The sequence below is a fragment of the Bacillus sp. P4_E1 genome, assembly GCF_056401715.1.
Map to the genome: position 1 here is coordinate 46,132 of NZ_JBFUIV010000010.1, position 12,127 is coordinate 58,258.

The following is a 12,127-nucleotide window of genomic DNA, read 5'->3' on the forward strand; positions in this document are numbered from 1 at the left end:
TTTAAGACTACTCTACTTCATAGAAATAGTCGCCTCTACTGGATAATGATCAGAATAATCATCATACGTATATTTTTTGAACCATGATGTAACAGACCACTTTGGAGATTTCACTTGTAATACGTTATTCTCTACGAATGATGGATTCGCATGATCTTTACTCGCAATAATATAATCTAAATGTTCAGCAGGTGCATCTGGATAATTGTATTTCGCAATACTGTTTGTCGTCGCATCCCAAGTTGCTGTATGTCCTGTATAAGATGGAACAGACGCATGTAATGTTTTAAACATCGATGCATACTCTGAATTGCTATTATTCTCAGCATTTATTTTATTTACATTCATATCACCACCAATTAACACATACTCGTTATTTGGTATATTTTTATTTTTAATAAACTCTTGAATTTCTTGTAGCTGTTTTGTACGTACAGATGCTGGCGAAGTATTTCCACACATACTATCTTCAGCTTGTAAATGAGTCCCAATCACATGTACAAAACGATCATTTTTCTTAACTTTTGTGTATACAAATCCTTTATTTGATAAGTTATCTGGTCCACAGCCTTTTTCGAATACATATTGAATCTTTTCAACAATTGGCCATTTACTCACAATCGCTACACCTCCATCTTCAGGAGTCGAAGATGAATAGTTTCCTAACGTCTTATCCCACTCGCTTCCACTACTACGACCTAATACTGCCGTTTGATTTGGATATTCTTTCTTCAAATTTCCTAATAAGCGATTTGAAGCACTATTATCAAACACTTCATTTAATATAACAACATCTTGATTCTTTATATAATCTGCTGCTCCAATTAAATCAGCACGCTCATTTTGTCCCCAGTTCGGATATAGGTTTGTTGATAGCATGTATACATTATGCGTCATAACTTTTAACGTATCATTTTGATTTGTGGACATTTCTGCTTGAACGGAAGATCCGCTATATAAAGCTGCTAGACCAATCCCAAAGCTTAGTACACCTTTTAGCAATTTACCTTTCACGTTTCATACCTCCATGTACTGTGTAGTGATAAAAAGGCCAAATACTCTATTCTGAGATTTGACCTTTTTCAAATATTTAACGATTTCCGTACGTATCAAACCAAAGCTGGATGTACCCAGCAGTAACACGTTGTGCATCCATTAATCGCGTACCTGTCATTGGTGTAACTTCAGCGCGCCATTTATCTGCATATTCTTGTGATACAGCTGCTTTCACGAACCAATCTTTCGTATTATCATTTACAATGCCAGAATAATCTTGTTTCGCAGCTACTGCCGCTCCATGAATCCAATCTTCTGGATTTGTACCTTTCCAGTTCCAATATCCATTTCCATCCGTTACTTTATAATTATCTTTTATCGTATCTACAAAGTTTTCATATTTAGAATGGAACCCTTGTGGATAAGAAAGATTTGTAAAGTTTGCCGCATGCATCGGTTGATTTACATCCCCTAAATAATGAAGAGATAACCCCAAATAGAAGAATGCTTGTTTCATATCTTTATTTTTGTATGACTCACCTGCTAATTTAAAATATTTAGCTCCAGTTTCCTTTGCCTGCTTTGCAAATGGAATATAAGTTTTTCCATTGTCAGGGTCATAGAAGTGTGAAGCAAATGTGCTATTATCATAATAAGGATTTTCATAGTCAGCAGCATAAATACCGTTCTCTAACTCCGTACGCCATTCATTTAATAGTGCAACCTGATCTTGTTTTACAAGTGTTGTATTACGAGACATAATATCCATTGCACGGTTTACAATCCATAAATGAGAGTTTACGCCTTCTTTATGCTTATCTTCAGCAGACCAGCGGTGAACTATATTTATTCTACTTCCCCCATCATTTTCATGAGCAAATGCAACACTTTGTAACGGAGCTACTAATGTAATAGCCGCTGCTAAAGCAAGTACTTTCTTTTTCATATAAAATCCTCCATTTTTTAATTGAATTATTGTAAACTTTTTGTTAGGATCCTATGATATCGTCTGGTTAACCTATGACTAGAATATCCCACCTTTCATGAAATTTCTATCAATAAATTAAAATATGCAAATGTTCATATCATTATAACTTTATACATAGTGAATATAATGAATGAATACACTTACATTGTAATAAAGTATTGTTAAGCTACTGCAAATGATTGTCTAAACTAATGTAAAAAAAGAGTAAAGCATCCACATGCTTTACTCTTTTTTTCTTTTCGATAATATACTTGGCAGCTGTACATTAACTGCCAACTTATGAATAAATCCAAACACTAATCCAATCCCGATAAATATGTATAAGATCGTAAATACCTTTCCGAAATCAGTTTGCGGACTAAAATTCCCATCACCGACAGTCGTCAACGTGACCACACTAAAATATAGGGCGTCAAGAGGACGTAATCCTTCAACTGTACTATAAAAAATCGTACCTGATGTTAATGTTAAAAATGTTAATACGAATAATACTTGAAATTCTTTATCTTTCCACGCTCGTAAACAAGCTTTTAGCATCCGTTTCAATGTCAACATAAATGAAAGCATTAGACTTCCCCTTCCAAACAAAATACCTGTAGTTAAAGGAAAGTCTATCACCTTTCTGTATAGAAAAAAAGTAGCCCTCTTCTATTTCTAGAAAAGGGCTACTTTTTACTATTCTCTATTATTTAGGTGAAACAAGAATTTTCACTTGTGTTTTATCTTTTACAAGTGCTTCAAATCCTTCTTCAACAACTTGATCTACTGTGATTTTTTTCGTAATTAATTTCTCTGCTTGAATTTGGCCAGAGCTAATTAATTTAATAACAGCTGGGAAGATATGACGGTATCCAAGAATACCAATAACTTCTTTTTCTTTTAGTACAAGATTGTTTGGCGTAATTGTCGCATCTTTTTCCCACACACTAACAATTACAGTTTGTCCTTCAAAGCTTGTACTTTCAATCGCTTGACGAAGTACTACTTCGACACCTGTTACTTCAAAGCTCACATTTACACCTAAACCATTTGTTAAGTTACGAATTTCTGCTAGTACATCTTGAGTTGCTGGATTTAATACGTAATCAGCACCTGCTAATTTAGCTAGCTCTTGACGTTCTTTAGAAAGTTCCACTGCGATAACAGGAGTTGCTCCTGCTGCTTTTGCTGCTTGGATTACAAGAAGCCCAATCGGACCACAACCAAATACCGCTACAGCTTCCCCCTCTTTTAATTTACTTTGACGTACTGCATGAACTGCTACTGCTGCTGGTTCTACAAGTGCACCTTGTTCATACGTCATTTCATCAGGAATATGGTGGACCATATCTTCTGGTACTACTGTATATTCAGAGAAACCGCCGCCTTCTCCGCCAAGACCGTGGAAAACAAGTTGTTCACAAACATTGTAATGTCCGTGTTTACAAGCTTCACATTTACCACAAGAATAAATTGGTTCTACAACGACGCGATCTCCCACTTTATGAGAAGTAACGCCTTCACCGATTTCAACTACCTCACCACTAAACTCATGACCTAAAATAACCGGTGCTTTTACGTGTGTTAATGGGTGCTCTTCTGTTGGAATAAAAATAGGTCCTGCTAAATATTCATGCAAGTCTGTTCCGCAGATACCACACCATTTAACTTTAATCTTAACTGCTCCTGGTCTTACAGTTGGTTCTGGTACTTCTTCTACTCGTACATCACGTTGATTATGCCAAAGTAGTGCTTTCATTTTATCCATCCCTCTCTACGTATATACTTAACCTGGTGAAGTTTACAAATCTATTATAATACTTCCATCCATATATTTCAAAAAAACAATCTCATTTCCACTAAATTTTAACAAATAACGTTCAATATTTTGTCACTTTGTACTTTTTTCCACATCTGTTAATGCTAATTTCATTGCGGTTGAAATTAGCATTATGCCATAATAGCATAGGAGAGGTGAATATCGCTTGAAATATTTTATTTACTTTATTGTTATCGTAGCGTTTTTAGATACATTTTCACAATTACCTATTATGAGTACTTTCGCTCAAAGTCTTGGAGGAACCCCTCTTGTTATCGGGCTAGTTATCGGTATGTACTCATTCGCTAATATGATCGGTAATATTATCGCTGGAGCCGCTGTCGATAAATTTGGTGCAAAAAAAATCCTTTATATAAGCATGGGAATTACGAGTTTCATAGTCTTGTTATACACCGTTGTTCAAAGTGGTGAACAACTATTAGTTGTGCGCTTTATGCACGGTTTTAGTGACGGATTTTTAATTCCTGCTGCCTTTACGTTTTTATCAAAGCAAACGAATTCAGCAAGGCAAGGTAAAGCAATGGCTCTATCTGGTGCCGCTGTTGGAACAGCTGCAATCGTAGGACCTGCTTTCAGCGGCATTATGAAAGCAACAGCTGGTATAGAGTGGGTGTTCATTACTATTTCTATTTTAATGGTCCTTGGTACAATCGTATCTCTATTCTTCTTACCAAATAACGTATCAAGAAAAGATACATCAAGAACACAAATGATGAACAAAGAAGATATGATTGAACTATTGAAATCAGAACCGTTATTACAAGCATATATTGGTGCTTTCACACTAATGTTTTCACAAGGGATTGTCACTTATATGTTACCAGTAAAAGTTGAGGCATTAGCACTTAAAGCATCTACAACAGGCATGATGTTAAGTGTATTCGGAATTACCGCTATCCTCTTCTTCTTACTGCCAACAAATCGCATTTACGATCGATTTAATCGTTCCAAACTAATGCTAATCGGGATTGCAGTAATGGCACTAGCGTTATCTTTACTCGGATTATTTGCAACAAAAGGCATGCTCTTTATCGTTATGATAATTTATGGAATTGGATTCGCTATCCTCTTCCCAGCAATTAATGCTTTACTTGTTGAAAATACAACAGATAGTAACCGAGGGAAAGCATTCGGATTGTTTTATGCATTCTTCTCGTTAGGAGTTGTTGCTGGCTCCTTTACAGTCGGAGCAATCGGAGCATCACCTAGCGCTAGCTTCGTTATCGGAACTGCATTCTTGTTAACATTTGCTGGAATGATTTTTGTAAGAAGCAAAGTAAAAAAGACAATGATGGGTTAATTCCATCATTGTCTTTTTTTCGCCTAATATATATTACTTTTGCATATAACCAAGTAATACTGTAAATAAACTTACATATAAAAGCAATACTACATTCTTCCTTTAAAAAAGAAAGTCTATAAATACCGACGATACTTCGACAATTTCCTCGGAAATATTTCCTTTACCCACATAATTTGATACACTACATATGAACAGACAATTGTATTACATAAGCTAAAATAATAACTTAATGTACAAATTAAAAAGCACACTCTTCATATGAAGAATGTGCTTTTATGTTATTAACGTTTAATCCAAACAGCACCTGCAGACTTATCATCTGCCTGTCCAACAACTTGGAATTTAAGTCCAAGGTTTGGAACTTTTCTTCCCGCGTCTGCAATTTGTTTGTTACTATATACTTTTGAATCATCAAAAGTTGTAACACCTTGTAATCCAGAATAGTTAAACTGTCCACGTGTTAATGAATTTGCACTCCATGCGGGTGTTTGATCAAATGAAAAGGCAGCGTCTGCAATTTGCATGCCTGTATTACCATACGCTGGTTTCCCGTTTAAATTACCAACAAACGCTTCTGGATGAGAGTCTACAACACCAAGGAAGCCTTCACCTGGATGTACCCCAACCCAGTTATCTTTGAAACTATCATCTGCATACCAAACGACAAGACCAGTATTATACACCGGACCTTTTCCTGCTTTTAATCCATTATCTGACCCAGCATAGTTTCTCCACTCTAGATAATAATAATGGGGTTTCTGTTCTGTCCCATCAGAAACAACGAATCCATTTAACTTCATTTTAGACTGTCCTTCTGCGTCATCTGAAAATACTACTTGTCCATCAACTGTTACATTTACATTATCCATTGCGAAACCTTTATATGTTAAAGCTGGATCTGTAATATAGTCGAATTGTAGTTTAACTTTCTTCCCTTTAAATTGACTTAAATCGTATGATTTATCAATCCATTTTCCATCTGTTGTATCTTTATCTTCTTGGACTATGTTTTCTCCCAATCTATCAATTAATGTTTTCGTTCCATCTTCAGTTACAGCATGTACTTCGATGAAATCACACTCTGCTTCTAGTTCATAATTCGCTTTATAATCAAATTTCGCATTTGTTCCTTTTGTTAAATCAAAGAATGGTGTTTCTAATGTCGTATGCATATCATCTCCTCTTGTACTATAATATGCATGCTTTCCAAACTCCGGTTTAATTGTTTCAACACTTTTACCTGGTAAGTTAACACGTACAACGCCTGGACGATTGGATTTCGTAACACTTTGATCAATATATGTAGGAACGCCTACACCACTCTTAATTTTATCGTAATCTACTTCTAAAATTTTTGCCCAGTTTCCACCCATATTCTTTTGTAAGAAGTCTTTATTTTGTGGTGAAAAACTAGTTGGCTCTGTTCCTGCGATTTTTCCTGTCCAGCTACCTCCACTCATTAATGACCACGCTTCAACAGGTGAACCAGTTCCAGTATATTTCGTGTCATATTCATCCGGTAAGCCAAGGTCATGTCCAAATTCATGTGCAAACACACCTACTGCACCGTCTTCTGGTTCAATTGTGTAATCATGAGCCGCTACTTTTCCACCAAAGTAATCTACCTTTGATTTTGTACCTTCAATCGCTACTGGATCTGTTGCTAATTTTGAACGATGTGACCAAATCGCATCATCACCTAATTTACCGCCACCAGCTTCTTGACCAACACCAGCATGGATTACCATTAAATGATCAATTACACCGTCAGATTCATCTTGATTACCATCACCATTTGTATCATATCTGTCAAATTGATCAAATTGAGATAAATCTAATCCTTTATCCGCTGCAGCTTTTAATGCTTCTTTCACTAAATCACGCGCACCTTTTGGTCCTTTATTATCGTGACCGCTACTACCATCAGCACCATAATCAGCGGCTTTACCTGGAACAGTTAACCACTCTGTTACATATCCATCCGTCGTATAACTACCGCCAGACTGTTCTTCATAATATTGCTTAAATGTTTTTACTTTCGAACCATCAAATAATGTGTAAGGCTCATTACCAAATAACATTTTTTGATAATGTTCTCTACTAAAGTCTTTCGAATACATATAACCTGGTGTTTGCTCAATATTATTATGTTTATAATCACTAAATTCAACGAGTAACACTAACACTTTATCATTGCGGACAGGTCCACTATATGGAGCTTGTTTCGCCTTAGAAGTTGGAACTTTCCCATCTAATTGCTTTTTATTTGGCTCTGGCTTTTGCTCAGGGCTAACATTTTTTTCAGCTTTCTTTACTTTTTCCTTTTCTTCCATCTTCTTCTCTTTTACCTTTTTCACGAAATCAGATGCTTCTTGATTCGCATCGGGAAGAATTTCTTTATTCGCCTGATCCCCTTGTTTCTTTTCAATATATTGCTCTACGGCCTTTTTTGTCTCTTCTTTAGACGATGCTGGATTAATTGTTCCTCTTTCTTTCAGCGCTTCCGCTAAACGATCTTCTTGAATTAAGTTATGATCAATTGGCGTTGTAGACACACCTTCTTTTGCTGACGTTTCTGCATATGCTAACGGAGCACTCATTACAGCTGAGCATCCGATGAGTGTTGCGATCGTTAATGATGACAACACTTTAAATGGCGCTTTTTTTCTCATTTTAATCATCCCCTTGTATCAATCTTAAACTTCAGATAAAAATATGTAATCTATCCTCCCTTGTATAATAAAAGACATGATTCTATAAGAAATAAGCTTTCTGTTATAGAATCATGCCCTCCAGTTTTCTGGTCAGACCCTCTATCTTTTTATGTCGAAATGTGAAAAATAAAGAGTGATTTGTATATATTAAATAGCTTATATTAAAAATTTAAAAGACAATATGCACAATTGCATGAAAATTCTTTCAAACAAAAAAAGAACCCAAGTTAATTAAACTTGGGTTCTCCATTTCGTATTATTTCTCTTGTGTTTTTTCCCAATCAGCTAAGAATTTCTCAATTCCTTGATCTGTTAATGGGTGCTTCACTAATGAAGCGATTACGTTTGCTGGGATTGTTGCAATATGTGAACCGTTTAATGCTGCTTCTGTTACGTGAACACTATGACGTACAGATGCTGCAATGATTTCTGTTTCAATGCCGTGAATTGCAAAGATTTCTGCGATTTGGCGAATTAAGTCCATACCGTTATGACCGATATCATCTAGGCGACCTAAGAACGGTGAAACGTATGTCGCACCAGCGCGAGCTGCAAGTAATGCTTGCACTGCTGAGAATACTAATGTAACGTTTGTACGAATTCCTAAATCTGAGAATGCTTTTACTGCTTTTAAGCCTTCTGTTGTCATTGGAACTTTTACAACAACATTTGGAGCGATTTTTGCTAACTCTTTTCCTTCTTCAATCATTTTGTCAGCTTCTAAGCTAATTACTTCTGCGCTTACAGGTCCTTCAATAAAGCTGCAAATTTCACGAATACGCTCATGGAAATCTACGCCTTCTTTTGCTACAAGTGATGGGTTTGTCGTTACTCCAGCTACTACGCCTAATGCATTTGCCTCTTTAATTTCGTTAATGTTTGCTGTATCAATAAAAAATTTCATTTGTTATTCTTCCTTCCTAATTTTCATTTTATATTTATTTATTTTTTCTTAATAAGCTCTAATTCAATCGGAATAAATTTGTCCACTTTTTTACCTTGTGTTATCTCTTTTGCTGTTTCCATCGCCTTCTCTCCGATTAATTCCGGTTTTTGAGCGACTGTTGCTGCCATACGCCCATCTTTAACCGCTTTTACAGCATCATCCGTTGCATCAAATCCAACAACGACTACATCCGTTTTACCAGCAGATTTTAATGCCTCAATTGCGCCTAATGCCATTTCATCATTATGAGCAAATACCGCTTTAATATCGCTATTTGCTTGCAAAATATTTTCCATAACGGATAACCCTTTTGCACGATCGAAATCAGCTGCTTGTTTTGCTACTACTTTTAAAGACTTATCAGCTACGTTATGGAATCCTTTCCCACGCTCACGAGCAGCAGACGATCCAGGTATTCCTTCTAACTCAGCGACATTTGTTCCTTCACCAACTACTTCCCGAATGTAATCACTAGCCATTTGACCACCTTCTACATTGTTGGAAGCTATGTGAGAAACAACTTTACCTGAATTTGCAACTCTGTCTACTGTAATAACAGGAACATTGGCTGCATTGGCTGCACTTACCGCTGAAGCAACAGCATCTGAGTCGGTTGGATTAATAACAATTACATCGACACCTTTTTGAATTAAATCTTCAACATCGTTTGTTTGCTTCGCTGCATCATTTTGTGCATCAACAGCAATTAATTCAATGCCGCTATCTTTTGCTTTCTTTTCTGCACCTTTTTTCAACGTGACGAAAAATGGATTATTTAAAGTTGAAACAGAAAATCCAACTTTAATAGTTTTATTTCGACCTTTATCGCTAGAATCCTTTGCCCATTCTGGTGGTTCCATTGAACAACCAGCAGTAACTACCATGATACATGCAACGAGTATCAGTAACCATTTTTTCATGAATTGCCCCTCCATTACGCTTCTTTTCGACGATCAATTAGTACAGCTAGTAAGATTACAAGTCCTTTTACAACTTGTTGGAAGAAAGAAGATACACCTAATAAATTTAAACCGTTATTTAGTACACCAATAATAAGCACACCGATGAATGTACCAACAATCCATCCTCTTCCACCTGAAAGACTCGTTCCTCCTAACACAACTGCAGCAATTGCATCCAATTCGTAAGAAGTACCAGCAGTCGGCTGTGCAGAATCTAACCTTGATGTTAAGACAATACCTGCAAGCGCTGCCAAAATTCCGGAAAGACCGTAAATCATTACTTTAATTCTCGTAACATTAATACCTGATAAAGCTGCCGCTTCTTCATTTCCACCAATCGCAAACGTACGGCGACCAAACGTTGTTTTCTTTAAAATAAAGTACAGTACTGCAAAAGCGATCATCATTGTAACGGCTGGCACAGGAATACCAAGGAAATAACCACGGCCAAACATTTGGAACATTAAATGATCACCAAGACCAGTGATCGGACGTCCGTCCATATAAACAAGCGTCAACCCGCGAAAAATAGTCATTGTTGCTAAAGTTGCAATAAACGGAGCTACTTTTCCCTTCGCAATAATGATACCGTTTACAATCCCCATTGCAAGACCTGCTAATAATCCAACTGCCATTGCAAGGAACGGATCCATGCCACTTGCCATCATTCCGGCAACAAGTGCACTTGATAATGCTAAAATAGAACCTACCGATAAGTCAATACCCCCTGTTAAAATAACGAAGGTCATTCCAAATGCAATGAGTGCATTAATCGATACTTGGCGCAGTATATTAAATAAATTTGGAATTTCAATAAATGCTGGATTTAAAGCTGTAATTACTACGATAATTAATACTAATCCAATTAAAGAACCAAGTTGTTGTAATACATTCCCCTTCTTAGCCATATCTTACTCTCCCCCTGTAGCTAGTGCCATAATAGACTCTTGCGATGCCTGATCTTTCTCTAAAATACCACCGATTTTCCCTTCATGAATGACGAGAACTCGATCACTCATTCCTAAAACTTCTGGAAGCTCAGACGATACCATAATAACGGCATCTCCTTGCTCGGTAAGCTTATTCATAATAGAGTAAATTTCTTTTTTAGCCCCAACATCTACACCTCTCGTTGGTTCATCTAAAATGAGTAACTGCGGATGAATACCTAACCATTTTGCAATTACAATCTTTTGCTGATTTCCACCAGAAAGAGATTTGACAGCTTGCTCTCCGTTTGCTGCTTTCACATTAAGAAGCTTCATCATATCCTCTGTAAATTGCCGTTCTAAACCTTTATTAACCACGCTTCCCTTTGAAAGACTTTCTAAATTTGGTAAAGCTAAATTTTCACGAATCGAAAAATCTAACACAAGCCCTTCAGATTTTCTATCCTCTGTAATAAAGGCAATTCGTTGTCTAATCGCATCAATTGGACTATCAATTTTTACTTCTTGTCCATTCATGAAAATTTTTCCTGAATCGAGCGGTTCATATCCAAATATTGCTTTCATAATATCCGTGCGACCAGCTCCCATCAAGCCCGCAACACCAAGGATTTCACCTTTTCTAACTTGAAACGAAACATTTTCAAATTTTCCTTTTTTCGTTCCGTTTCGCATTTCAAAAATCACTTCGCCAATTTGACTATTTCGTTCTGGATAACGTTCACCAATACTGCGGCCCACCATCATGCTAACTACTTCATCAAATGACGTTTCTGGAATTAATCTTTTCCCTACATATTCTCCATCACGCAAAATCGTAATAGCATCACATATTGAAAAAATTTCTTCCATCCGGTGTGAAATATAAACGAATGAAACGCCCTCTTTACGCAATTTATTAATAACAATAAACAGAGTTTCAATTTCGCGATCTGTTAATGCCGCTGTAGGTTCATCCATAATAATAACGCTCGCCTTTGTCATTAATGCTTTAGCAATTTCAATAATTTGCTGTTGTCCAACTGATAATTCACCTGCTAGCATAGCACCTCTCACATGTAGACCAAGATCTGCTAATTGTTGCTGGGCAATCGCATTCATTTGACGCGTACGTAAAATGCCCGTTTTCCCATACATTAACTCTTTTCCAAGAAACATATTTTCAGCTACCGTTAAATTCGGTAATATGTTCAACTCTTGATGGATAAATGCAATACCATACTCTTCAGCTTCTTTCGCATTTTTAAAAGTTCGTTCTTTCCCATCAATCATGACTGTTCCACTGTCTTTTTTATATACACCTGTTAAAATCTTCATGAGCGTCGATTTCCCCGCTCCATTTTCCCCCATCAATGCATGGACTTCTCCTGTTTCAATCATAAACTGTGCGTTTTTTAGAACAGGATTACCACTGAACGCTTTTGAAATGTTCTTCATTTCAATATGCATTCT

General features: G+C 36.5%; 10 protein-coding genes. 1 reads left to right on the forward strand and 9 read right to left on the reverse strand.

Going from position 1 to position 12,127, the window contains the following annotated elements:
- Positions 1 to 12 precede the first annotated feature (12 nt).
- The 4 genes from sph to bdhA all read right to left on the reverse strand — a co-directional run bounded on the left by sph (position 13) and on the right by bdhA (position 3,722).
- Complete coding sequence (sph, locus tag AC1DS7_RS15385; protein ID WP_012260317.1) at positions 13 to 1,014, reverse strand: sphingomyelin phosphodiesterase; 1,002 nt, start codon at positions 1,012 to 1,014, stop codon at positions 13 to 15.
- A gap of 76 nt (positions 1,015 to 1,090) precedes the next feature.
- A complete protein-coding gene (cerA, locus tag AC1DS7_RS15390; protein ID WP_002029789.1) occupies positions 1,091 to 1,942 on the reverse strand; it encodes a phospholipase CerA in 852 nt (283 codons plus the stop codon).
- A 264-nt stretch (positions 1,943 to 2,206) separates the two neighbouring features.
- Positions 2,207 to 2,551: a potassium channel family protein gene (locus AC1DS7_RS15395; protein ID WP_000948238.1), complete on the reverse strand. Its 345-nt coding sequence runs from the start codon at positions 2,549 to 2,551 to the stop codon at positions 2,207 to 2,209.
- 118 nt (positions 2,552 to 2,669) lie between these two features.
- Positions 2,670 to 3,722, reverse strand: coding sequence for a (R,R)-butanediol dehydrogenase (bdhA, locus tag AC1DS7_RS15400; RefSeq protein WP_000645834.1), 1,053 nt, complete (start codon positions 3,720 to 3,722; stop codon positions 2,670 to 2,672).
- Positions 3,723 to 3,948: 226 nt separating this feature from the next.
- Between bdhA and AC1DS7_RS15405 the strand changes: the two genes are divergently transcribed.
- Positions 3,949 to 5,103 (forward strand): MFS transporter, encoded by a 1,155-nt coding sequence (locus AC1DS7_RS15405; RefSeq protein WP_002140391.1) that lies wholly within the window; start codon positions 3,949 to 3,951, stop codon positions 5,101 to 5,103.
- Between the two features lie 284 nt (positions 5,104 to 5,387).
- Here AC1DS7_RS15405 and inhA2 read toward each other — a convergent pair whose 3' ends face one another.
- The 5 genes from inhA2 to rbsA form a co-directional block, all read right to left on the reverse strand.
- A complete protein-coding gene (inhA2, locus tag AC1DS7_RS15410; protein WP_012260315.1) occupies positions 5,388 to 7,778 on the reverse strand; it encodes a M6 family metalloprotease immune inhibitor InhA2 in 2,391 nt (796 codons plus the stop codon).
- Positions 7,779 to 8,076: 298 nt separating this feature from the next.
- Positions 8,077 to 8,724: a fructose-6-phosphate aldolase gene (gene fsa / locus AC1DS7_RS15415; RefSeq protein ID WP_000667669.1), complete on the reverse strand. Its 648-nt coding sequence runs from the start codon at positions 8,722 to 8,724 to the stop codon at positions 8,077 to 8,079.
- A 38-nt stretch (positions 8,725 to 8,762) separates the two neighbouring features.
- Complete coding sequence (gene rbsB / locus AC1DS7_RS15420) at positions 8,763 to 9,686, reverse strand: ribose ABC transporter substrate-binding protein RbsB (RefSeq protein WP_002090926.1); 924 nt, start codon at positions 9,684 to 9,686, stop codon at positions 8,763 to 8,765.
- Positions 9,687 to 9,700: 14 nt separating this feature from the next.
- Positions 9,701 to 10,636, reverse strand: coding sequence for an ABC transporter permease subunit (locus tag AC1DS7_RS15425; protein WP_001074640.1), 936 nt, complete (start codon positions 10,634 to 10,636; stop codon positions 9,701 to 9,703).
- Between the two features lie 3 nt (positions 10,637 to 10,639).
- A complete protein-coding gene (gene rbsA, locus AC1DS7_RS15430) occupies positions 10,640 to 12,124 on the reverse strand; it encodes a ribose ABC transporter ATP-binding protein RbsA (protein ID WP_002140387.1) in 1,485 nt (494 codons plus the stop codon).
- Between the last annotated feature and the right edge of the window lie 3 nt (positions 12,125 to 12,127).